Genomic DNA, 21,811 nt, shown 5'->3' with positions numbered 1-21,811 from the left:
CCTCCCCTTGTGCCGCGCGCCGATCAGCGCGCGCGGCCGCCCTTGAGCTTCGCCTTCTTGATCAGGTCGCCATACTGGTGGGCCAGCAGGTGCGACTGGATCTGCGTCACCGTATCCATGGTTACGTTGACGACGATGAGAAGGCTAGTGCCGCCCATCAGGAACGGGATGCTCATCGCGGAGAACGCCCATTCCGGGACCAGGCAGATGATGGTCAGATAGGCTGCACCGATCACGGTGATGCGGGTCAGCACATAATCGAAATACTGCTCGGTGTTTTTGCCCGGACGGATGCCCGGGATGAACCCGCCATAGCGCTTCAGATTGTCCGCGGTCTCTTCCGGATTGAAGACGACGGCGGTGTAGAAGAACGAGAAGAAGATGATGCCCGCCGCATAGAGCGACATGTAGATCGGCGAACCATGGCGCAGCCAGATGTTGAGGTTCGACACCAGATCGCCCCACCAGCTCTCGCCCGACACGGCCTGGCCGGCGAACTGGGTGATGGTCAGCGGCAGCAGCAGCAGCGACGAGGCGAAGATCGGAGGGATCACGCCGGCGGTGTTGAGCTTGAGCGGCAGGTGGCTGCGCTCGGCCTGGACGCCGCGCGCGGTCTGGCGCTTCGGATACTGGATCAGGATGCGGCGCTGGGCACGCTCCATGAAGCAGATGAACAGCACGAGCAGCGCGACGCCGACGATCACGAAGATCAGGCGCAGCGGGTCGATCGAGCCCGAACGGCCGCTCTCGAACAGCTGGACGAGCGTGACCGGCAGGCGGGCGACGATGCCGGCCATGATGATCAGCGAGATGCCGTTGCCGATGCCGCGGCTGGTGATCTGCTCACCGATCCACATCAGGAACATGGTGCCGCCGATGAGGCTGACCACGGCGGTGAGGGTGAAGGCAAGGCCGGGCTCGACCACCGGGCTCAGGCCCTTGGCAGCGCCGGCAGCCTCGAGGCCCTGCACCAGGAAATAGCCCTGGACGGCGGTGAGCAGCACGGTGCCGTAGCGGGTGTACTGATTCAGCCGCTTGCGACCGCTCTCGCCTTCCTTCTTGATCGCGTTGAGCTGCGGCGACAGCGAGGTCGCGAGCTGGATGACGATCGACGCGGTGATGTAGGGCATCACGCCCATCGCCACGATCGACATGCGCGACAGCGCGCCGCCGGTGAAGTTGTTGAAGAAATCGAGCACGCCGCCCTGGGTCTGCTGCGCAAGCAGGCCGAGCGCGGTCGGGTCGATGCCCGGCAGCGGCACATAGCTCAGCATGCGGAAGACGATCAGTGCGCCGAGGGTGAACCACAGGCGCTTCTTGAGGTCGGTGGCCTTGCTGAACTTCGCCAGATTGATGCTGGAAGCCAGCTGGTCGGCTGCGGATGCCATTTCGTATCTTCGTCCCGGATAAGTGACGGGCGCTCCCCCGCCCTGCGGGGAAGCATATAGGGCCTGCGCGCGGCTTGTCTAAGCCCTGCTGCGCAATTCCCGATCGCCCTGAGCTTGTCGAAGGGCCGTTTTTCTGTGGACGAGGAAGAAAGAACGGCCTTTGGGCAAGCCCAGCACGAAGGAAGGCGGGGCCTTGGGAGCCCCGCCTTCGCATTTCGTCAGCCCTGCTTGGCGGCCTTGGCAGCGGCCTGGGCCGTGCGGTGCTTCGCCTTGTGCTTCTCGGCGGCCGGAACGATCTCCGGCACGGTGACCGAACCACCGGCCTTCTCGACCGCCTCACGCGCACCGGCCGACACGCCGGCAACGGTGAAGTTCAGCTTGGCGGTCAGCTCGCCCTTGCCGAGCAGACGGACACCGTCCTTGCCGCCACGGGCCAGGCCAGCGGCCTTCAGCGCGGCGTGATCGATGTCGGTGCCGGTCAGCTTGCCCGAATCAACAGCCTTCTGGATCTCGCCCAGGTTCACCTCGGCATAGTCCTTGGCGAAGATGTTGTTGAAGCCGCGCTTCGGCAGACGCATGTGGAGCGGCATCTGACCGCCCTCGAAGCCCTTGATCGAGACGCCTTCGCGGCTCTTCTGACCCTTGACGCCGCGGCCGCCGGTCTTGCCCTTGCCCGAGCCGATACCACGGCCGATGCGCATGCGGCGATGACGGGCGCCCTGGTTGTCGTTGAGTTCGTTTAGCTTCATGATGTGTGCACTCGCTTTCGCTTTTGTCGCGCGTTGTAAGGAAGCGCGGGCTCATAGCGGCGCGCGGGGCGAATGTCGACTCCTGTTTGCGCGCCCGCGCGCCGACGCCCTGCCCTTCAGTCCGCCGGTGCGCGCCGTTCCCCCGGCGGCGCGGCGGCCGCATCGGGATCTCGGCCGTGCCGGCGGTCGAGCGAGCGCATGATCGGCGTCACCGTCAAGCCGTGGAGCAGTATCGAGAGAAACACGACGAGCCCGGCAAGCCCCCAGAGCCGCTCCGCATTCGCCACCGCCATGTGGTTGAGGCCATAGGCCAGATAGTAGATCGTCCCGACGCCGCGAATGCCGAAGAAGGACAGCGTCCACTTTTCGCCCGTTGCGGCGGGATAGCCGAGCAGCGCGACCCACCCGGACAGCGGACGGATGACGAGCAGGATCACCGCGGCCACCGCGGCATCGGCCCATGTCACCCCGGCGAGCAACCCGCTGACCAGCGCGCCGCCGAACAGGATCAGCAGCAGCATCATCACCAGCCGTTCGACCTGCTCGATGATGGTGTGCATCTCGTGGTGAAAATCATGTTCGCGATGGGCGTGGCGAAAGGTCAGTGCCGCCACGAACACCGCGAGAAAACCATAGGCATGCACCGCCTCCGTCAGCCCGTACGCGACGAAGGTTGCCGATAGCGCAATCAGCCCGTCGCCCGTCTTCACCAGCTTGCTCTCGGCGGGGATGTGGAAGGTCAGCCAGCCAAAGGCCCGACCGACCAGCCAGCCAGCACCGATGCCGCCGGCAATCTCCCAGGCGACGCGGTAGCTCAACCACTCGACGAGCCAGGGCTTGCCGGCAGCGGCGGCGGTGGCGAGCAGGATCGCGAGATGGACGAACGGAAACGCCGCGCCGTCGTTGAATCCCGCTTCGGACGTCAGCCCGAAGCGGACCTCGTCCTCCTCGCCGGTCTTGGGTGGCCCGACCTGCACGTCCGACGCAAGGACGGGATCGGTGGGCGCCAGACTTGCGGCAAGCAGCAGGGCAACCGCGACGGGTACGCCCAGGGCCCATTCTGTGAGCACCGCGATACCGAGGATGCTGAGCGGCATGGTGATGCCGATCAACCGCCACGTAATACCCCAGCGCCGCACGCCGAAGACGCGATCGATCTTCAGCCCGGCCCCCATCAGCGCGATGACCACGATCAGTTCGCTGAACCGCTCGGTGATGTGCGGATATCGCCACGGCAGCGGCTCCAGCGTGATCTGGGGTAGGAGAAACAGGCAGGCGCCGATCCCCATGCACACGATCGGCAGCGACAGCGGCAGCCGCCGCAAGGCCAGCGGCAGCCACGCGACCAGCGCAATCAGCACCCCCGCGCCGGTTAGGAACAGGATGTAGGGCGCGGGAAGCAAGTCGGCTGCAGTCATCCCTGCGTAACCGCTCGCACGCCCCGATCGGTCCTCGTCGCGGCAATTTGCCGATGATGCCGCCCGAATCGCGCGCACGAAAAAGGGCGGTGGTTGCCCACCGCCCTCTTCGTTTGTCGCTCTGGTCCGCGAAGCGAGGGCTCAGCCCTCGATCACCTCGACCATGTGCGGCAGCTTGCGGATCATGCCGCGGACCTCGGGGGTGTCCTCGAGCTCCGAAACCTTGTGCATCTTGTTGAGGCCAAGGCCGATCAGCGTGGCGCGCTGATCCTTGGTGCGGCGGATCGGCGAGCCGATCTGCTTGATCTTGATCTTCGCCATGATCGTTTACTCCGTAACGGCCGCAGCGTCCGCCTCGGCGGTCTGCGAACCACCGCGGCCGAGCAGGTCGGCGATCTTCTTGCCACGGCGCTGCGCGACCGACTTCGGCGAAGTCTGCTCACCCAGTGCCTCGAACGTGGCGCGGATCATGTTGTACGGGTTCGAGGTGCCGACCGACTTGGTCACCACATCGGCCACGCCCAGCGATTCGAAGATCGCGCGCATCGGGCCGCCGGCGATGATGCCGGTACCCTGGGGCGCCGAACGGACGGTCACGCGGCCAGCGCCGAAGTGGCCATTGCCGTCGTGGTGCAGCGTGCGGCCTTCCTTCAGCGGAACGCGGATCATCGCCTTCTTCGCCGAAGCGGTCGCCTTCGAGATGGCTTCCGGCACTTCGCGCGCCTTGCCATGACCGAAGCCGACACGGCCCTTGCCGTCGCCGACGACGACGAGCGCTGCGAAGCCGAAGCGCTTACCGCCCTTCACGGTCTTCGACACGCGGTTGATGTGGACGAGCTTCTCGATGAGCTCCTCGCCACCATCGTCCTGCGGGCCACCGCGACGGTCGTCACGACGACCGCGGTTGCCGTCACGGCCGCCACGGCCGCGGTTGTCACCGCCGCCCGGGCCGCCGCGGCCACGGCCGCCACGCGAACCACGGCCCTGCTGCTGCTGGTCCGAAGCTCCCTGGCCGGCGTCCTGCGCCTCGACCGGAGCGTCGGTCGTGTTGATTTCATCGGCCATTGTTAGAACTCCAATCCGCTCTCACGCGCGGCATCCGCCAGCGCCTTGACGCGACCATGGTAGAGGAAGCCACCGCGGTCGAAGACGACCTGGGTGATGCCGGCGGCCTTGGCGGCCTCGGCAACGCGCTTGCCCACTTCCTGCGCTGCGGCGATCGTGGCGCCGGTCTGGCCACGCACGTCCTTCTCGAGCGTGGAGGCCGAGGCGACGGTGCGACCCGCGGCGTCGTCGATCACCTGGGCATAGATGTGCTTGCCCGAGCGATGGATCGACAGACGAGGACGGCCACCGGCCCGCGCACGAAGCGCGGAACGGTTGCGGCGACGACGCTTTTCGAAAAGCGAAAGACCCTTGGTGCTGATCACTTCTTCTTCCCTTCCTTGCGGAAGATGAATTCGCCATCGTACTTGATGCCCTTGCCCTTATAGGGCTCCGGCTTGCGCCAACGGCGGATTTCCGCGGCCACCTGGCCGACCTTCTGCTTGTCGATGCCCGAGATCTCGACCGTGGTCTGATCCGGCGTCTTGATCTCGATCCCTTCCGGGATGTCGAAGTTGACGTCGTGCGAATAGCCGAGCTGCAGCTTCAGGACCTTGCCCTGCGAGGCAGCGCGGTAGCCCACGCCGGTGATCAGCAGCTTCTTGGTGAAGCCGGTGGTCACGCCGGTGACGAGGTTCTGCACCAGGGTACGCTGCATGCCCCAGAAGGCACGCGCGCGCTTGGTCTCGTTGGCCGGCTGCACCGAGATGCCGCCGTCGGTCACTTCGTACTTGATGTCGTCGGCCAGCGGCATGGTGAGGGTGCCCTTGGGCCCCTTCACCGAGATCTGGCCGCCTTCGACCTGCGCGGTCACGCCCGCGGGGACGGGAACCGGCTTCTTACCGATGCGGCTCATCAGAACACCTCCGCCAGCACTTCGCCGCCGACATTCTGTTCGCGCGCTTCGGCGTCGGACAGAACGCCGCGAGGCGTCGAGACGATCGTGATGCCGAGGCCGTTACGGACGCGCGGAAGCTCCTGCGAACCCGAATAGACACGGCGGCCCGGCTTCGAGATGCGCGCGACGTGCTTGATCGCCGGCTGACCCTCGAAATACTTCAGCTCGATGCGGATGCCGGCCGCGGGGCCCATCTGCTCTTCGCTGTAGCCACGGATATAGCCCTCGCGCTGAAGCACGTCGAGGACACGGACACGCAACTTCGACGCCGGCGTCAGGACGGAGTCCTTGCGCGCGCGCTGACCGTTGCGGATACGGGTGAGCATGTCACCCAGGGGATCGGTCACTGCCATCTTGCGTGTCCTTTACCAGCTCGACTTCGTGACACCCGGGATCAGGCCCTTGTTGGCCAGATCGCGCAGCATGACACGTGCGAGACGGAACTTGCGGTAATAAGCGCGGGGACGACCCGTCAGCTCACACCGGTTGCGAATGCGGGTCGGGTTCCCGTTGCGGGGAATCTCGGCCATCTTGAGCCGTGCGATGAGACGCTCGGTCTCATCCAGGCTTTCGTCGTTCGCAATCGCCTTGAGCTTCGCATACTTGCCGGCGTACTTCTTCACCAGCTGCTTGCGACGCTCGTTCTTGTTGATCGAACTCAGTTTCGCCATGACTTAAGTTCTTCCTTCCTTACGCCGCCTGCTTCGTTTCGCCGTCCGCCTGCGGGAACGGGAAACCGAAGAGACGGAGAAGCTCGCGAGCCTCGTCATCCGTCTTGGCAGTGGTGGTAACGATCACGTCCATGCCGCGCACCTTGTCGATGCGGTCATAGTTGATTTCGGGGAACACGAGCTGTTCCTTCAGGCCGCAGGCATAGTTGCCACGACCGTCGAACGACTTCGGGTTCAGGCCGCGGAAGTCGCGGACGCGCGGGAGAGCGATCGTGATGAAACGATCGAGGAACTCGTACATGCGCTCGCGACGAAGGGTCACCTTCGCACCGATCGGCATGCCTTCACGCAGCTTGAACTGCGCGATCGACTTCTTCGCCTTGGTCACGACGGGCTTCTGGCCGGCGATCAGTTCCATTTCAGAAGCGGCCTGCTCGACCTTCTTCTTGTCCTGGGTGGCTTCGCCAACGCCCATGTTCAGCACGATCTTTTCGATGCGCGGAATTTCCATGACGTTCTTGTAGCCGAACTTCTCGGTCATCGCCTTGACGATCTGCTCGTCATAGAGCTTGCGCAGGCGGGGCGTGTACTTGTCAGCCATTGATGACCTCCCCGGTCTTGACGGCGACGCGAACCTTCTTGCCGTCGCGTTCTTCGAAGCGGACGCGCGTTGCCTTGCCGTCGGCGGTCACGTGCGCGACCTTCGAGACATGCAGCGGCGCTTCGATGCGCACCAGGCCACCCTGGGGCTCGCCCTGGGTCGGCTTCTTGTGGCGAACGGCGATGTTCACGCCGGAAACGACGACCTTGTCGTCCTTCGGCAGCGACTTGACGACCTCACCCGTCTTGCCCTTGTCCTTGCCGGACAGAACAACAACGCGGTCGCCCTTCTTGATCTTGGCAGCAGCCATCACAGCACCTCGGGGGCGAGCGAAATGATCTTCATGAAGCCCTTCGAGCGGAGCTCGCGGACCACCGGGCCAAAGATACGGGTGCCGATCGGCTCCTCGTTCTTGTTGACCAGCACGGCGGCGTTACCGTCGAAACGGATCACCGAGCCGTCGGTGCGGCGGATGTCCTTCGCCGTGCGGACGATAACCGCGCGGTGGACGTCGCCCTTCTTAACCTTGCCGCGGGGGGCGGCTTCCTTGATGCTGACGACGATAACGTCGCCCACGCCGGCGAAGCGACGCTTCGACCCGCCCAGCACCTTGATGCACTGCACCCGCTTCGCGCCGCTGTTGTCAGCGACGTCGAGATTGGACTGCATCTGGATCATCGATCCGGTTCCTTCTCGTTTGGCCTGCCGGGACGCGCCCGGTGGTTCCGTTTCTAATGCGTCACCCCGGCCTTCCGGCCGGGGCACCAAAGCGGCGGCCTATGACCGCAACTTGAGTTCTCCGCAAGAGCGGAGATGACGATTATGCGTCGACCGTGTTCGGCGTCGCGTGGGTATCAACCCGCCCGATCACCTTCCAGGTCTTCAGCTTGGAGATCGGCGCAGTCTCTTCGATGCGCACGGTCTCGCCGGCCTTGTACTCATTCGCCTCGTCATGGGCGTGGTACTTCTTCGAGCGACGGATGATCTTCCCGTAGAGCGGGTGCTTCACCTTACGCTCCACGAGAACCACCACGGTCTTGTCGCCCTTGTCCGAGACGATGTTCCCGGTCAGCACGCGCTTCGGCATGGTCTCGGTCCTCTTACTTGGCAGTCGAGCGCGAGCGCTCGTTCTGCAGCGTCTTGATACGGGCGATGTCGCGACGCACTTCCCGCACGCGGGTCGGCTTCTCGAGCTGGCTGGTGGCGGCCTGGAAGCGCAGGTTGAACTGCTCGCGCTTCAGGTTGCCCAGCTGCTCGGCGAGCTGGTCGTCGGTGTTGGCCCGAAAGTCGGTAGCCTTGGTCATTTCTATCAGCCCTCCAGGTGCGTCGTGTCGCCGAGGCGGGCGACGACCTTGGTCTTGATCGGCAGCTTCATCGCTGCGCGCTCGAACGCTTCCGCGGCGAGCGGGCCGGGAACGCCGTCCAGCTCGAACAGGATGCGGCCCGGCTTGACGCGGGCGACCCAGAATTCCGGCGAACCCTTACCCGAGCCCATGCGGACTTCGGCCGGCTTCGACGAAACGGGAACATCCGGGAAGATGCGGATCCAGAGACGACCCTGACGCTTGATGTGACGCGTGATCGCGCGGCGAGCCGCCTCGATCTGGCGCGCGGTGATCCGCTCGGGCTCCATCGCCTTGAGGCCATAGGAGCCGAAGTTGAGCGCCGTGCCACCCTTGGCTTCGCCATGGATGCGGCCCTTGAAGGCCTTACGGAACTTGGTGCGCTTCGGTTGCAGCATTGTTCTGTCCTAGTCCTTAGCGGCGATGATCGTCGCGCGACGGGCGCACGCCCGAGGTCTGTGCCTCGAGGTTCAGCCGGTCCTGCGCCATCGGATCGTGACCGAGGATTTCGCCCTTGAAGATCCAGACCTTCACGCCGCACACGCCGTACGCGGTGTGGGCTTCGGCCTCGGCATAGTCGACGTTCGCGCGCAGCGTGTGCAGCGGAACGCGGCCTTCACGGTACCATTCGGTGCGAGCGATTTCCGCGCCGCCCAGACGGCCGGCGCAGGTGATACGAATGCCCTCGGCGCCGAGACGGAGTGCCGACTGCACCGCGCGCTTCATCGCACGACGGAACGCGATACGGCGCTCCAGCTGGTCCGCCACGCCCTGCGCGACGAGCTTCGCATCGACTTCCGGCTTGCGGATCTCGACGATGTTGAGTGAGACGTCGGACGAGGTCATCGCGCCGAGCGTCTTGCGCAGCTTCTCGATGTCCGCGCCCTTCTTGCCGATGATCACGCCGGGACGCGCCGCGAAGATCGAGATGCGGCACAGCTTGGCCGGACGCTCGATGACCACCTTCGAGATCGCGGCCTGCGGCAGCGTCTTGAGGATGAACTTGCGGATCTTGAGGTCCTCCAGCAGCAGACGGCCATAGTCATGGCCTTCCGCGAACCAGCGGCTGTCCCAGGTGCGGTTGATCTGCAGGCGCAGACCGATGGGATTGCTCTTCTGACCCATTATGCTTCTTCCTGCTCGCGCACGACGATGCGCAGACGGCTGAACGGCTTCAGGATGCGGGTGGACTTGCCACGGCCGCGCGTCGCGAAGCGCTTCATCGTGATCGACTTGCCGACCGAGGCCTCGGCGACGACGAGCGCGTCGACGTCGAGGTTGTGGTTGTTCTCTGCGTTGGCGATGGCCGAAGCCAGCACCTTGCGCGCGTCGACCGCCATCGCCTTCTTGGAGAAGGCGAGGATGTTCATCGCTTCAGCCGCGGTGCGACCACGGATGAGACCGGCGACCAGGTTCAGCTTCTGGGCCGAACCACGGATCTGGGTGGCGACGGCAAGGGCTTCCTTGTCGCCGACCTTGCGGGGGGCTGCCTGCTTGCTCATTAGCGCTTACCCTTCTTGTCCGCGGCGTGGCCGGGGAAGAAACGGGTCGGCGCGAACTCGCCGAGCTTCATGCCGACCATGTCCTCGTTGACCGAGACCGGGACGAACTTGCGGCCGTTGTAGACGTTGAACGTCAGGCCAACGAACTGCGGCAGGATCGTCGAACGACGCGACCAGGTCTTGATCGGGCCAGCGCGGGTGCCGGCGTCCTGAGCGGTTTCTGCCTTCTTGAGAAGGTGCAGGTCCACGAACGGACCCTTCCATACGGAGCGAGCCATCTATCAGCCCTTCTTCTTCGCGTGACGCGAACGGATGATCATCTTGTCCGTCGCCTTGTTGTGGCGGGTGCGCGCACCCTTGGTCGGCTTGCCCCACGGGGTAACCGGGTGACGGCCGCCCGAGGTACGGCCTTCACCACCGCCGTGCGGGTGGTCGACCGGGTTCTTCGCGACACCGCGGGTAAGCGGACGCGAACCCTGCCAGCGGCTGCGACCGGCCTTGCCGAAGTTCTGGTTCTGGTTGTCGGGGTTCGACACCGCACCCACCGTCGCCATGCAGGCGGCGTGGATGTAGCGCTGCTCACCCGAGCTCAGACGCACGATCACCATGCCGCGGTCACGACCGACGACCTGGACGTACGCACCAGCCGAACGGGCGATCTGGCCGCCCTTGCCCGGCTTCATCTCCACATTGTGGACGATGGTGCCGACCGGGATCTGGCCCAGCTCCATGGCGTTGCCCGGCTTCACGTCGGTCTTCTTGCCCGCGATCACCTTGTCGCCGACAGCGAGACGCTGCGGAGCGATGATGTAGGCGACGCGATCCTTGCCGGCTTCGTCGGCGCCGTAGTTGATCAGCGCGATGAAGGCGGTGCGGTTCGGGTCATACTCGATCCGCTCGACGGTGCCTTCGACGTCCCACAGGCGGCGCTTGAAATCGACGATGCGATAGCGCTGCTTGTGACCACCGCCGATGCCACGCGAGGTGACATGGCCCTTGTTGTTACGGCCGCCGGTCTTGGTCTTGCCTTCGGTCAGCGCCTTGACGGGGCGACCCTTGAAGAGCTGCGAGCGGTCGATCAGGATCAGCCCGCGGACGCCCGGCGACGTCGGATTATAGTTCTTAAGCGCCATGGTCTCAGATCCCCGTGGTCACGTCGATCTGTTCGCCCTGGGCGAGCGTCACGACCGCTTTCTTAAAGTCCGAACGGCGGTAGGGCGCGCCCTTCCACTTCTTGGTCTTGCCCTTCTGGACGAGGGTGTTCACGCCGGTGACCTTGACGTTGAACAGCGCCTCGACGGCAGCCTTGATCTCCGGCTTGGTCGCGTCGTTGGCGACCTTGAAGACCACGGCGTTCGCCTCGGAGACGAGCGTCGACTTTTCGGTGATGTGCGGGGCGAGCACCACGTCGTAGTGACGGATGTCGACCGGCTTGGACTGCTTAGCCATTGAAGCGCGCCTCCAGCTTCTCGACGGCAGCGCGGGTCAGGACCAGCGTGTCGCTCTTCAGGATGTCGTAGACGTTGGCGCCGATCGCCGGCAGCACGTCCACCTGGTGCAGGTTGCCTGCCGCCAGCGCGAAGCTGTTCTCGATGGTGTCGCCATCGATCACCAGGGCCTTCTTGCCGAAGCCCAGCTTCTCGAGGTTGCCGGCCAGGACCTTGGTCTTGCCGTTCTCGACGACCAGGCTGTCCATGACGATCAGCGAACCCGCCTTGGCGTGGCTCGACAGCGCCATCTTCAGGCCCAGCGCGCGGATCTTCTTGTTCAGCGACGGATTGAAGTCGCGAACACGGGCACCGTGCGCCTTACCACCGCCGATGAACACCGGCGCGCGGCGATCGCCGTGACGGGCGGTACCGCCGCCCTTCTGGCGGCCGAACTTCTTGCCCGTACGCGCAACATCCGAACGCTCGCGGGTGCCACGGGCGGTGCCGCGACGCTTCTCGAGCTGCCAGGTGACGACGCGGTGCAGGATGTCGGCGCGCGGATCGAGACCGAAGATCTCGTCGTTGAGCTCGATATCGCCCTTTTCGGCGGCGTCGAGGGTTTGAACCTTGACCTTCACTTAGCCCTCCTGGCCTTCGGTGGCTTCCGGAGCCGCCACTGCGGGCGCTTCGGCGGGAGCCTCGTTGCTGTTCGCGACGGTCTTCAGACCGGCGGGGTACGGCGCTTCGGCGTGACGGGCGACCTTGACGGCGTCCTTCACGATCAGCCAGCCGCCCTTCGAGCCCGGAACCGAACCCTTGACGAAGATCAGGCCGCGCTCGGCATCGGTGCCGACCACTTCCAGATTCTGCTGGGTGCGATTGCGGTCACCCATGTGACCGGCCATCTTCTTGTTCTTGAAGACGCGACCCGGATCCTGGCGGTTACCGGTCGAACCGTGCGAACGGTGCGACACGGAAACGCCGTGGGTGGCGCGCAGACCACCGAAGCCCCAACGCTTCATGGCGCCGGCGAAACCCTTACCCTGGGTACGGCCCGACACGTCGACCAGCTGACCTGCGACGAAATGGTCGGCCGAGATCTCGGCGCCCACGTCCAGCAGACCATCTTCCTCGACGCGGAATTCGCAGAGGATCGCCTTCGGCTCGACTTCGGCCTTGCCGAAGTGGCCGCGCTGCGGCTTGGCGACGTTCTTGGCCTTCGCCGAACCGGCGCCGACCTGAACGGCCACATAGCCATCCTTTTCGGTGGTGCGCTGTGCGACCACCTGGACGCCTTCCAGTGCCAGAACGGTCACCGGCACGTGCCGGCCGTCGTCCTGGAACAGGCGGGTCATCCCCATCTTCTTCGCGATAACGCCAGTGCGCATCGGCCTGTTGCTCCTATTACAGAGGCACCCCCGGGACCATTCCCGCGGGTGCGTGTCCAACCCTGAATGTTTTACTGCGAAGCCCCCGTCCGGGCTGAACCTCCACCTTGCGGCGGAAGAGACGGGGGACGCAGGCCCGGCCACTCGAAAGCCGCCGGCGGTATCCCTTGTCGCTGCGAGCCGGTTCTGGCTCGCCACTCCTTGCGTTGGATCGGGAAACGATCCGGTCGAGGAGGATGGCGACTCCACGAGGGAGTCGCGAATCTCGAGGAAGCGGCGCCTTTACGTCAGCTAGGCTTCCATGTCCACCGCATTAAAGGGTGAACGCCAAAAGCCCCCGCGAAGCGCGGGGGCGGCAGCCGGCTCAGGCCAGCTTGATCTCGACGTCGACGCCAGCGGCCAGGTCGAGCTTCATGAGCGCGTCCACGGTCTGCGGGGTCGGCTGAACGATGTCGAGCATGCGCTTGTAGGTGCGCGTCTCGAACTGCTCGCGCGACTTCTTATCGATGTGCGGGCCACGGTTGACCGTGAACTTGTCGATGTGAGTCGGGAGCGGGATGGGGCCACGGATGAGGGCGCCCGTGCGGCGGGCGGTGTCGGCAATGTCGCCGGCAGCCTGATCGAGCACGCGGTGATCGAACGCCTTGAGGCGAATGCGGATATTCTGCGTTTCCATGGTCCTACCGATGCGAAAGAGCGGGGCAACGCACCCAATGCCACTCCCGGGGAAAGCCCCGGCCCCTGCCCTGTCCGCTACGAGAGCGAGTCGGGTAAGTGCCGGTTGGTCCGGTGTGACGGCTGGATGGCCGCCTCTTGCTGTTGAACTCTAAAACCGAAGGGCGCGCCAATAACGGCCCTTCCATAAAAAGGCAACCGCCCGACACTCATTTTTGAGTGCCGGGCGGAACCTTTTTTGCAGTCACCTGCGGGCCGAGGCCCGCAAATGCTTACTTGTCGATCGAGGCAACCACGCCCGCGCCGACGGTACGACCGCCTTCACGGATGGTGAAGCGCTGGCCGACGTCCATAGCGATCGGCGCGATCAGCTTGACGCCGAGGGCGATGTTGTCGCCCGGCATCACCATCTCGGTGCCCTCGGGCAGCTCGACGGTGCCGGTCACGTCCGTGGTACGGAAGTAGAACTGCGGACGATAGTTCGCAAAGAACGGCGTGTGACGGCCACCCTCGTCCTTCGACAGGACGTACACTTCCGACTTGAACTCGGTGTGCGGCTTGATCGAACCCGGCTTCGCCAGAACCTGACCACGCTCCACCTCGTCGCGAGCGACGCCGCGCAGCAGCGCGCCGACGTTGTCGCCGGCCTGACCCTGGTCGAGCAGCTTGCGGAACATTTCGACGCCCGTGACGGTGGTCTTGCGGGTGTCGTGGATGCCGACGATCTCGACTTCTTCACCAACCTTGATGATGCCGGTTTCGACACGGCCGGTCACCACGGTGCCGCGACCCGAGATCGAGAACACGTCTTCGATCGGCATCATGAACGGCTTGTCGAGCGGACGCTCCGGCTCCGGGATCGACTCGTCGACAGCGGCCATGAGCGCCAGGATGGCGTCCTTGCCGAGCTTGTCGTCGGTCGCGTTCAGAGCGGCGGTCGCCGAACCACGGATGATCGGAATGTTGTCGCCGTCGAACTCGCGCTTGGAGAGCTCTTCGCGGATTTCCATTTCGACCAGCTCAAGGATTTCCTCGTCGTCGACCAGGTCGCACTTGTTGAGGAACACCACCATGGTCGGCACGCCGACCTGACGGGCGAGCAGGATGTGCTCCTTGGTCTGCGGCATCGGACCGTCGGTCGCTGCCACCACCAGGATCGCGCCGTCCATCTGCGCTGCGCCGGTGATCATGTTCTTCACGTAGTCGGCGTGACCCGGGCAGTCGACGTGCGCGTAGTGACGGCTGTTCGTCTCATACTCGACGTGCGCGGTCGAGATGGTGATGCCGCGCTCGCGCTCTTCCGGAGCCTTGTCGATGTTCGCGAAATCGACCGCTGCGTTGCCCGCAACGTTCTCCGCCAGGATCTTCGTGATCGCAGCCGTCAGCGACGTCTTGCCATGGTCGACGTGACCGATGGTACCGATGTTGAGGTGCGGTTTGCTCCGATCGAACTTTGCCTTCGCCATTGTCTTCCTACCTTCTGATTCAATTTCCCGTGCCGCCATGGGGACTCGCGAGAACGCGGCCCCATAGCGGCTGTTTTCCGATTACGCCAGCTTTGCCTTCACTTCGTCGGCGACGTTGGCGGGCACCTCGTCATAGTGCGAGAACTGCATCGTGTACTGCGCACGGCCCTGGGTGAACGAGCGGAGCGCGTTCACATAGCCGAACATGTTCGCCAGCGGCACCATGGCAGTGACGGCCTGCGCGTTACCGCGGGTGTCCGTGCCCTGGATCTGGCCACGACGGCTGTTCATGTCGCCGATGACGTCGCCCAGATAGTCTTCCGGGGTGACGACTTCGACCTTCATGATCGGCTCGAGCAGCTTGATGCCGGACTTCTGCGCCGCTTCGCGCATCGCTGCACGGGCGGTGATTTCGAACGCCAGCGCCGACGAGTCGACGTCGTGGTACGCACCGTCATACAGCAGCACTTCGAAGTCGATGATCGGGAAGCCGACCAGCGAGCCCGTAGCTGCCGTCTCGCGGAAGCCCTTTTCGATCGCGGGGATATATTCCTTCGGAATGTTACCGCCCTTGATCTCGTCCTTGAAGACGAAGCCCGAACCGCGCTCACCCGGCGTCAGCTTGACCTTGACGCGACCGAACTGACCGGTGCCGCCCGACTGCTTCTTGTGCGTGTAGTCGATGTCGACCGGCTTCGCGAGATATTCGCGATACGCCACCTGCGGCGCGCCGACATTGGCCTCGACCTTGAACTCGCGCTTCATGCGGTCGACCAGGATCTCGAGATGGAGCTCGCCCATGCCCTTGATGATGGTCTGGCCGCTCTCCGAGTCGGACGAGACGCGGAACGACGGGTCCTCGCGGGCAAGACGATTGAGCGCGACGCCCATCTTTTCCTGGTCCGCCTTGGTCTTCGGCTCCACCGACAGCTCGATCACGGGCTCGGGGAATTCCATCCGCTCGAGGATGATCGGGGCGTTCTGCGCGCAGAGCGTGTCACCGGTCGTGGTATCCTTGAGGCCGGCGAGCGCGACGATGTCGCCCGCATAGGCTTCCTGGATGTCCTCACGGCTGTTCGCATGCATCAGCAGCATGCGGCCGACCTTTTCCTTCTTGTCCTTCACCGAGTTCATCACGGTGGTGGCCGCTTCGAGCTTGCCCGAATAGATGCGCGCGAAGGTCAGGGTGCCGACGAACGGGTCGTTCATGATCTTGAACGCCAGCGCCGCGAACGGCTCGGTGTCCGAGGACGGACGCTCGTCCGGCGTCTCGCCGTCGAGCTTGACGCCCTTGATCGCCGGAACGTCGAGCGGGCTCGGCAGATAGTCGATCACCGAGTCGAGCAGGGGCTGCACGCCCTTGTTCTTGAACGCCGAACCGCACACGACCGGAACGAACGCCATCTCGAGCGTACCCTTGCGGATCAGGCGCTTGAGGTCGGCGACGCTCGGCTCGTTGCCTTCGAGATAGGCTTCCATCAGCTCGTCATCGAGCTCGACAGCCATCTCGATCAGGTCGCTGCGATACTTCGCGGCCTTCTCGGCGAGATCCGCCGGGATGTCCTGATATTCGAACTTCGCACCCAGGCTCTCCTCGAGCCAGATGATCGCGCGGTTCTCGACCAGGTCGACCAGGCCCTTGAAGCCGCCCTCGATGCCGATCGGGAGATACAGCACCGCCGGACGCGCGCCGAGGCGATCGATGATCGAGTTCACGCAGAAATAGAAGTCTGCGCCGGTGCGGTCGAGCTTGTTGATGAAGCACATGCGCGGCACGCCGTACTTGTCGGCCTGGCGCCACACGGTTTCCGACTGCGGCTCAACGCCGGCAACGCCGTCGAAGCACGCGACCGCACCGTCGAGCACGCGCAGCGAACGCTCGACTTCAATCGTGAAGTCGACGTGGCCGGGGGTGTCGATGATGTTGATGCGGTGCTCTTCGCCCTTGCCGTCGGCAGCGCGCCAGAAGCACGTCGTCGCCGCGGACGTGATGGTGATGCCGCGCTCCTGCTCCTGCTCCATCCAGTCCATCGTCGCGGTGCCTTCGTGCACTTCGCCGATCTTGTAGGACTTGCCGGTGTAGTAGAGGATACGTTCGGTCGTGGTGGTCTTGCCGGCATCGATGTGCGCCATGATGCCGATATTGCGGTAGCGTTCGAGCGGATGGCTGCGCGCCATGATACTTCAACCCCTATGCAAGTTAAAAAAATGGCGCGCCTCTCACGGTGAGAAGACGCCCGTTGCAGTTCCCTTTGCCCCTGAACGCGGGCGGGGAAAACCCCGCCCGATCCAGTTCTTATTCCACCGGCTCCGCCGCCTGCCGGCCACCACCCCGAACCTTGGACAAGCCGCGGCGCAGAATGGGAGGCAGGAAGTCGTCGAGCAGCTCGTTGCGGCGCACCGCCCAGTCCACCTTGTCCTCGGTGCCCGGGCGTGCCCGGAACTGGGTGGTGTGGCCGCGCTTATCGCCCGTCCAGGTCGCGGTGTAATAATACAGCGCGATCGACTTGCGGGTGATCCCCGCCGGATGATTGACCGGCTGCGGATTACCGTGGTTGCTGAACGACGTCGTGTTGAACATGACGCAGCGGTTGATCACGGGAACGATCGAGTGGACACAGCCCTTCATATCGTTGTCCCACAATTCCAGCTGGCCGCCATATTCCGGCTTCCAGTCCTCATTGAGGTAGATAAGCACGTTTACCCGCCGTTCAACGTCCATCAGCTTGTGATGGTTGAAGTCGGCGTGGATCGACAGATGGCCACCGTTCGAAATCTCGTGGAAGCCACCCCCCATGAAATAGGGGTCTGGAATCAAGCCCTTGATGCCCGTGATATTCTCAATCACGCGAATGAACGGACGCGAGTTGAAGCTGTAGAACAGCGTCCGCGCCAACGGGGTCATCTCGTCCGGGCGGAATTCCCGCTTCAGACGCTCCTGTTCGCGGTTGTAGACGGTCTGGCCGTCATGCCGCGAATTTTCGAATTCCGTCACACACATGCGGATGATGTCCTCCGGGAGGAAATCATCGATCACGATGTGCGGGAACGGATCCCCGGCCGCATAGGTCTCGTGCAGCTCGGCGCCCTTGATGCGCGCCGATTCTGCATCCACGAAACCTGTCTTGGCATCCATTTCTGTCAAATAAGCCATCACCAAACCCCCAATTGCGCAGGCCATGTTGCAGCGCGATTATCGCATTAACAGGCCTGCGTCCATGAGTCGGTACCGGTAGGGGCCGCGATTACCAGCGGTAGTGGCTGAACGCGCGGTTCGCTTCCGCCATGCGGTGCGTGTCTTCGCGCTTCTTCACCGCGTTGCCGCGGTTGTTCGCCGCATCCATCAGCTCACCCGAGAGACGGGCGGCCATGGTGTGCTCGCTGCGGTTGCGAGCCGAGGCGATCAGCCAGCGGATCGCGAGCGCCTGCGCACGCTCCGGACGAACTTCGACCGGAACCTGGTAGGTCGCACCACCGACGCGGCGGCTGCGGACTTCGATGCCGGGCTTCACGTTGTTCAGCGCGTCATGGAAGACGCCGATCGGCTCGCGCTTGGCGCGCTGCTCGACGGTCTGGAGGGCGCCATAGACGATCGCTTCCGCGACTGCCTTCTTGCCATCCAGCATGACCGAATTCATGAACTTCGACAGAACCTGATCCCCATAGACGGGATCGGGCAGGATTTCCCGCTTTTCGGGACGACGACGACGTGCCATCTCAATTATTCCTTCTGATCTTCAGCCGATCCGGAACACGTCCGGGGCTTACTATGGCCTGATTACTTCGGACGCTTCGCGCCGTACTTCGAACGGCTCTGCTTACGATCCTTGACGCCCTGCGTATCGAGCACGCCGCGAAGGACGTGGTAGCGGACGCCGGGAAGATCGCGCACACGGCCACCGCGGATGAGCACGACCGAGTGCTCCTGCAGGTTGTGGCCTTCGCCCGGGATGTAGCTGATGACTTCGCGGCTGTTGGTCAGACGGACCTTGGCCACCTTGCGAAGTGCCGAGTTCGGCTTCTTCGGGGTCGTCGTGTACACGCGGGTGCAGACACCGCGCTTCTGCGGGTTCTGTTCCATCGCAGGGACCTTGCTCTTGGCCTTCTGCGGTTCGCGGCCCTTGCGGACCAGCTGGTTAATCGTCGGCATGAAGCCCTTCACCTTTCAGATGGTTACTTTGCTGGAGCCCTGTTGGACAGAATACGAAAAAGCCCCGAAGGCCTTAGCCCCCCGGGCGATTGCGTCTCCAGCAACGTTCAGCTCTTTGTACCCAAGGCAGGACTCGCCCTACCCGGAACCGGGCGGCCTATACCGATGCGGGGCCGTCCGGTCAACAGCGGGGCCCCCGCCTGCACGCGGGGCTGTCCCGAACCGGAAGCTGTGCTAGCGGAACGTTCCGGAATCGACCAGCGTGGGGGCCTCGCGGATGTTCAACGGCAATCGCAATCGGGAAGAGCGGACGGCATCGGTCGGCAACACGGGCCAGACGGGCGGGCGGCGCGGCCAGTTCTCGGTGCTTGGCGCCGATATCGTGGTGGTGGGCAACCTTACCGCCACGTCCGACCTGCATGTCGACGGACGCATCGAGGGCGATGTCCGCTGCGGCAGCCTCGTCCAGGGCGCCGAAAGCCAGATCTTCGGCCGAGTCGAGGCGGACGAGGCACGCCTTGCCGGGGCGATCGAGGGGTCGGTCCGCGCCCGTCAGCTCACCGTCGAGCGCACCGCGCGCATCACCGGCGATGTCGAGTATGAGACGATCATGGTCGAACAGGGCGGCCATATCGATGGACGCCTGAAGCATCTCGGCGGAGGAGCAGCCGCAGCGCCGGTACTGATCGAGGCAAGCGGGGAAGCGGCCTGAGGCCGCCCCCCCCCCCCAAAGGGCATCACATGCCCTTGATCTTGTCGTAGTGGTGCGAGACCACGTCCTGCGCCTCGCCCGCAAAGGCGCGAAGCGCCGGCACGTCGCCGCTGCCGGCATAGGCCTTGAGCACCGCGAGCGCCTTCTCGTGGGCGACAACCTGCTGGTTCTTGTAGGCGGCATCGAAATCGGTGCCCGTGGCGGATTGCAGCGTCTGCAGATTTGCCTGCTGCTCGTCGGTCAATGCGGGGGCAGGCGTGATCGCCGGGCTGGCCTTGCCGGCCGCCGCCTTCAGCTTGTCGGTCGACTTGGTGTGATCCTCGACCATTTCCGTGCCGAAATCCTTCAGCGCGGCGGTGGTGGCCTTTTGCTGGGCGAGCTTGCCGGCGGCGATTTCATAGGCATCGCTGGCCGCCATCGTGTTGGCAAAGTCCTGGCCCGTCATCGATGTGGCGGACACGCTGTTGTCGGTCATGCCGCTCACGCCGTTACCGGCCATATCGTCGGCAGGCGCGTTGGCGACGGTGGCGCCATTGTCCGCGACAGTCGCGCTGTCATTGCCGCCGTTATTGCATGCGCCGAGCGCCAGCAACGGCAGCGCGCCCAGGATCAACAGGTGCTTCTTGGTCATGTGAACCTCCTCAGTTCCTGGAACCGACGAACGAGCCGACCGACACCACGTTCCGATAAATGATCCTTATCTAGTTGAGTACGAACCCGAAACTATCAAATCATTGCTGCCGGTCATCGCAGATATGGTGCAGCGCACCGCAGTTGCTGCAGCGCGCAAAACAACGTTACGGACGGTCCATGCGCGGTTTGCAATCGCCTTCCTAGCTTGGGGCTTCAACTGATTGAGGAGTTCCGTCCATGTCTCGAGAAGCCCGTCTCCGCCGCCGGGAACGCATGCGCAGTTCGATCGCCCTGCTGCTGTTCGGGCTGGGCACGCTCGCCTTCCTGATCGCGATCGACCGGCCCGAATGGTTCCATCTGCGCCCCGCGAGCGCGACCGCCGAGGCGATGTCGCAGGCTGCGGCACCGGCGCCCGACCGAAACGACGGATAACGGACCCAGGCCCGCGCTCACGCGTATAGCCACGCCATGATCGTCACCACCGCCCCCCGTGCCCGTCAGATCCTCCGCGAAGTCTGGCGTCCGCTCACCGCCCTGTTCGTATGGGACGTGCTTGTCACCATCGTCTATTTCGTGCTGCCGTTCCGCGCGCCGTCGCTGCCGCTGACGCTCTTCGGCACGGTGCTGGCGCTGTTTCTGGGCTTTCGCAGCAACTCCGCCTATCAACGCTGGTGGGAAGGCCGGGGGCTGTGGGGGCTGATGATCAACGCCAGCCGCAATCTGGCCCGCGCCGCGCGCAACTATCTGCCGGAAGGCGAAGCGGTGGACATGAAGCGCACCATCGTGCTGCGCCAGATCGCCTATGTGAACGCGCTGCGCTGCCAGCTGCGCCGGCAGCCGGTCGATCAGGAGGTGCTGCGCTTCCTTTCCAAGGGCGAGGCCGATTTCGCGCTGGCCCGGACGAATATCGCCAACGGCATCGTCGACGGCACCGGCCGCCGGATCGAGATCGCGCGCGCCAAGGGCTGGATTGATTCGATCCAGCAAAGCTCGATGGAGCGTGTGCTGATCGACATCGCCAACGCGCAAGGCGGGATGGAGCGGCTGAAGAATACCCCCCTGCCGGTCCAGTACCGGCTGGTGCCGACGCTGTTCACCCATATTTTCTGCGTGCTGCTGCCGATCGGCCTGGTCGAGACGCTGGGCATCGCCACGCCGCTGGGATCGACCGTGGCGGGCCTGATGTTCCTCGCCGCGCTGGCGATCGGCGACGATCTGGTCGATCCCTTCGCGAACACGGTGCACGATCTGCCGCTATGCGCCATGTGCCGAACGATCGAGATCGACCTGCTGCAGGCGATCGGCGATCCGGCGCCGGATCCGGCTACGCCCGACAAATACGGGGTCCTGTGGTGATCCGCCGATAAGAAAGCGCCGGGCTTTCAGCCCGATGCCGCGGGCAAGGATCGCTTGCCGTCCCGCCCCTCCTGCCGCTAAGGGCGGCCGCGTAACGGGTGTCCTCCCCTGCACGGGAGGGTGAAAAGGGAACTCGGTCCCAGTCCGAGGCTGCCCCCGCAACTGTAGCCGGCGAGCCGGCATGCCAATCTGCCACTGGAGCCGAGGCTTCCGGGAAGGCGGCATGCCAGCGATGACCCGGAAGCCAGGAGACCTGCCCGCTACGGTCGATTCCTTCACGCGGGCGGGGTGCACCGGGTGATCGGGGCTGAAATCCCCGCGCGAGCG

Annotated in this window: 32 protein-coding genes and 1 riboswitch; of the genes, 3 read left to right on the top strand and 29 right to left on the bottom strand. The window is 64.4% G+C overall.

From position 1 onward, the window contains the following. Positions 1 to 23: 23 nt before the first annotated feature. The 28 genes from secY to rpsL form a co-directional block, all read right to left on the bottom strand. Positions 24 to 1,388, bottom strand: a complete 1,365-nt coding sequence (secY, locus tag OIM94_RS16925; RefSeq protein WP_264607831.1) for a preprotein translocase subunit SecY — start codon at positions 1,386 to 1,388, stop codon at positions 24 to 26. A 218-nt stretch (positions 1,389 to 1,606) separates the two neighbouring features. Beyond that, entirely contained in the window at positions 1,607 to 2,137 is a 531-nt protein-coding gene (gene rplO / locus OIM94_RS16920; RefSeq protein WP_264607830.1) for a 50S ribosomal protein L15, read from the bottom strand. 116 nt (positions 2,138 to 2,253) lie between these two features. Continuing rightward, a complete protein-coding gene (locus OIM94_RS16915; protein WP_264607829.1) occupies positions 2,254 to 3,555 on the bottom strand; it encodes a cation:proton antiporter in 1,302 nt (433 codons plus the stop codon). Between the two features lie 141 nt (positions 3,556 to 3,696). Continuing rightward, entirely contained in the window at positions 3,697 to 3,876 is a 180-nt protein-coding gene (gene rpmD, locus OIM94_RS16910) for a 50S ribosomal protein L30 (RefSeq protein ID WP_010545738.1), read from the bottom strand. A 6-nt stretch (positions 3,877 to 3,882) separates the two neighbouring features. Next, a complete protein-coding gene (rpsE, locus tag OIM94_RS16905; protein WP_264607828.1) occupies positions 3,883 to 4,620 on the bottom strand; it encodes a 30S ribosomal protein S5 in 738 nt (245 codons plus the stop codon). 2 nt (positions 4,621 to 4,622) lie between these two features. Beyond that, positions 4,623 to 4,982 carry a 50S ribosomal protein L18 gene (rplR, locus tag OIM94_RS16900; protein ID WP_264609938.1) on the bottom strand — a complete coding sequence of 120 codons (360 nt, stop codon included), beginning with the start codon at positions 4,980 to 4,982 and terminating at the stop codon, positions 4,623 to 4,625. Beyond that, positions 4,982 to 5,515 (bottom strand): 50S ribosomal protein L6, encoded by a 534-nt coding sequence (gene rplF, locus OIM94_RS16895; RefSeq protein WP_141988656.1) that lies wholly within the window; start codon positions 5,513 to 5,515, stop codon positions 4,982 to 4,984. Before rplF ends, rplR begins: the two co-directional genes overlap by 1 nt. Further along, positions 5,515 to 5,910, bottom strand: coding sequence for a 30S ribosomal protein S8 (gene rpsH, locus OIM94_RS16890; protein WP_010545734.1), 396 nt, complete (start codon positions 5,908 to 5,910; stop codon positions 5,515 to 5,517). The genes rplF and rpsH overlap by 1 nt, the downstream gene beginning before the upstream one ends. Before the next feature lie 12 nt (positions 5,911 to 5,922). After that, a complete protein-coding gene (rpsN, locus tag OIM94_RS16885; protein WP_010545733.1) occupies positions 5,923 to 6,228 on the bottom strand; it encodes a 30S ribosomal protein S14 in 306 nt (101 codons plus the stop codon). Between the two features lie 19 nt (positions 6,229 to 6,247). Next, complete coding sequence (gene rplE, locus OIM94_RS16880) at positions 6,248 to 6,829, bottom strand: 50S ribosomal protein L5 (protein ID WP_010545732.1); 582 nt, start codon at positions 6,827 to 6,829, stop codon at positions 6,248 to 6,250. Then, positions 6,822 to 7,139: a 50S ribosomal protein L24 gene (gene rplX, locus OIM94_RS16875; RefSeq protein WP_264607827.1), complete on the bottom strand. Its 318-nt coding sequence runs from the start codon at positions 7,137 to 7,139 to the stop codon at positions 6,822 to 6,824. The genes rplE and rplX overlap by 8 nt, the downstream gene beginning before the upstream one ends. Beyond that, the gene (gene rplN, locus OIM94_RS16870) at positions 7,139 to 7,507 is read right to left on the bottom strand and encodes a 50S ribosomal protein L14 (RefSeq protein WP_010545730.1); all 369 of its coding nucleotides are present in this window, start codon (positions 7,505 to 7,507) and stop codon (positions 7,139 to 7,141) included. Before rplN ends, rplX begins: the two co-directional genes overlap by 1 nt. Positions 7,508 to 7,649: 142 nt before the next feature. Beyond that, positions 7,650 to 7,916 carry a 30S ribosomal protein S17 gene (gene rpsQ / locus OIM94_RS16865; protein ID WP_010545729.1) on the bottom strand — a complete coding sequence of 89 codons (267 nt, stop codon included), beginning with the start codon at positions 7,914 to 7,916 and terminating at the stop codon, positions 7,650 to 7,652. A gap of 13 nt (positions 7,917 to 7,929) precedes the next feature. Then, positions 7,930 to 8,133, bottom strand: a complete 204-nt coding sequence (gene rpmC / locus OIM94_RS16860; RefSeq protein ID WP_010545728.1) for a 50S ribosomal protein L29 — start codon at positions 8,131 to 8,133, stop codon at positions 7,930 to 7,932. Between the two features lie 5 nt (positions 8,134 to 8,138). Further along, the gene (rplP, locus tag OIM94_RS16855; protein WP_010545727.1) at positions 8,139 to 8,570 is read right to left on the bottom strand and encodes a 50S ribosomal protein L16; all 432 of its coding nucleotides are present in this window, start codon (positions 8,568 to 8,570) and stop codon (positions 8,139 to 8,141) included. Between the two features lie 16 nt (positions 8,571 to 8,586). Next, positions 8,587 to 9,297, bottom strand: a complete 711-nt coding sequence (gene rpsC, locus OIM94_RS16850) for a 30S ribosomal protein S3 (protein WP_010545726.1) — start codon at positions 9,295 to 9,297, stop codon at positions 8,587 to 8,589. Then, positions 9,297 to 9,674 carry a 50S ribosomal protein L22 gene (gene rplV / locus OIM94_RS16845; protein ID WP_010545725.1) on the bottom strand — a complete coding sequence of 126 codons (378 nt, stop codon included), beginning with the start codon at positions 9,672 to 9,674 and terminating at the stop codon, positions 9,297 to 9,299. The genes rpsC and rplV overlap by 1 nt, the downstream gene beginning before the upstream one ends. Next, positions 9,674 to 9,952, bottom strand: coding sequence for a 30S ribosomal protein S19 (gene rpsS, locus OIM94_RS16840; protein ID WP_264607826.1), 279 nt, complete (start codon positions 9,950 to 9,952; stop codon positions 9,674 to 9,676). The genes rplV and rpsS overlap by 1 nt, the downstream gene beginning before the upstream one ends. Positions 9,953 to 9,955: 3 nt before the next feature. Continuing rightward, the gene (gene rplB / locus OIM94_RS16835) at positions 9,956 to 10,807 is read right to left on the bottom strand and encodes a 50S ribosomal protein L2 (protein WP_264607825.1); all 852 of its coding nucleotides are present in this window, start codon (positions 10,805 to 10,807) and stop codon (positions 9,956 to 9,958) included. Between the two features lie 4 nt (positions 10,808 to 10,811). Continuing rightward, a complete protein-coding gene (locus OIM94_RS16830; protein WP_010545722.1) occupies positions 10,812 to 11,123 on the bottom strand; it encodes a 50S ribosomal protein L23 in 312 nt (103 codons plus the stop codon). Continuing rightward, a complete protein-coding gene (gene rplD / locus OIM94_RS16825; protein WP_264607824.1) occupies positions 11,116 to 11,742 on the bottom strand; it encodes a 50S ribosomal protein L4 in 627 nt (208 codons plus the stop codon). Before rplD ends, OIM94_RS16830 begins: the two co-directional genes overlap by 8 nt. Continuing rightward, positions 11,743 to 12,492 (bottom strand): 50S ribosomal protein L3, encoded by a 750-nt coding sequence (gene rplC / locus OIM94_RS16820; protein WP_264607823.1) that lies wholly within the window; start codon positions 12,490 to 12,492, stop codon positions 11,743 to 11,745. 364 nt (positions 12,493 to 12,856) lie between these two features. After that, positions 12,857 to 13,168 (bottom strand): 30S ribosomal protein S10, encoded by a 312-nt coding sequence (rpsJ, locus tag OIM94_RS16815; RefSeq protein ID WP_010545719.1) that lies wholly within the window; start codon positions 13,166 to 13,168, stop codon positions 12,857 to 12,859. Positions 13,169 to 13,439: 271 nt separating this feature from the next. Next, on the bottom strand, positions 13,440 to 14,633 hold the full coding sequence (gene tuf / locus OIM94_RS16810) for an elongation factor Tu (RefSeq protein ID WP_064313341.1): 1,194 nt from the start codon (positions 14,631 to 14,633) through the stop codon (positions 13,440 to 13,442). An 81-nt stretch (positions 14,634 to 14,714) separates the two neighbouring features. Then, on the bottom strand, positions 14,715 to 16,811 hold the full coding sequence (fusA, locus tag OIM94_RS16805; protein WP_264607822.1) for an elongation factor G: 2,097 nt from the start codon (positions 16,809 to 16,811) through the stop codon (positions 14,715 to 14,717). 118 nt (positions 16,812 to 16,929) lie between these two features. Further along, a complete protein-coding gene (locus OIM94_RS16800) occupies positions 16,930 to 17,769 on the bottom strand; it encodes a 2OG-Fe(II) oxygenase (RefSeq protein ID WP_264607821.1) in 840 nt (279 codons plus the stop codon). A gap of 109 nt (positions 17,770 to 17,878) precedes the next feature. Beyond that, the gene (rpsG, locus tag OIM94_RS16795) at positions 17,879 to 18,349 is read right to left on the bottom strand and encodes a 30S ribosomal protein S7 (protein ID WP_010545716.1); all 471 of its coding nucleotides are present in this window, start codon (positions 18,347 to 18,349) and stop codon (positions 17,879 to 17,881) included. A 62-nt stretch (positions 18,350 to 18,411) separates the two neighbouring features. Beyond that, positions 18,412 to 18,783 (bottom strand): 30S ribosomal protein S12, encoded by a 372-nt coding sequence (gene rpsL, locus OIM94_RS16790; protein WP_010545715.1) that lies wholly within the window; start codon positions 18,781 to 18,783, stop codon positions 18,412 to 18,414. 277 nt (positions 18,784 to 19,060) lie between these two features. Here rpsL and OIM94_RS16785 point away from each other — a divergent pair, with 277 nt between their 5' ends. Next, a complete protein-coding gene (locus tag OIM94_RS16785; protein ID WP_413716405.1) occupies positions 19,061 to 19,495 on the top strand; it encodes a bactofilin family protein in 435 nt (144 codons plus the stop codon). A gap of 25 nt (positions 19,496 to 19,520) precedes the next feature. On the opposite strand, the gene OIM94_RS16780 is transcribed toward OIM94_RS16785, so the two are convergent. Continuing rightward, positions 19,521 to 20,126, bottom strand: a complete 606-nt coding sequence (locus tag OIM94_RS16780; RefSeq protein WP_264607819.1) for a DUF4142 domain-containing protein — start codon at positions 20,124 to 20,126, stop codon at positions 19,521 to 19,523. 239 nt (positions 20,127 to 20,365) lie between these two features. Between OIM94_RS16780 and OIM94_RS16775 the strand changes: the two genes are divergently transcribed. Both OIM94_RS16775 and OIM94_RS16770 read left to right on the top strand, forming a co-directional pair. Further along, complete coding sequence (locus tag OIM94_RS16775; protein ID WP_264607818.1) at positions 20,366 to 20,560, top strand: hypothetical protein; 195 nt, start codon at positions 20,366 to 20,368, stop codon at positions 20,558 to 20,560. 36 nt (positions 20,561 to 20,596) lie between these two features. After that, positions 20,597 to 21,484, top strand: coding sequence for a bestrophin family protein (locus OIM94_RS16770; protein ID WP_264607817.1), 888 nt, complete (start codon positions 20,597 to 20,599; stop codon positions 21,482 to 21,484). A 79-nt stretch (positions 21,485 to 21,563) separates the two neighbouring features. Further along, positions 21,564 to 21,760: riboswitch (cobalamin riboswitch) on the top strand. Positions 21,761 to 21,811 lie beyond the last annotated feature (51 nt).

The sequence above is a fragment of the Sphingomonas sp. R1 genome (genome assembly GCF_025960285.1).
GTDB lineage: Bacteria > Pseudomonadota > Alphaproteobacteria > Sphingomonadales > Sphingomonadaceae > Sphingomonas.
The sequence above is the reverse complement of the archived record's forward strand: the minus strand, read 5'-3'. Positions and strand labels throughout refer to the sequence as shown.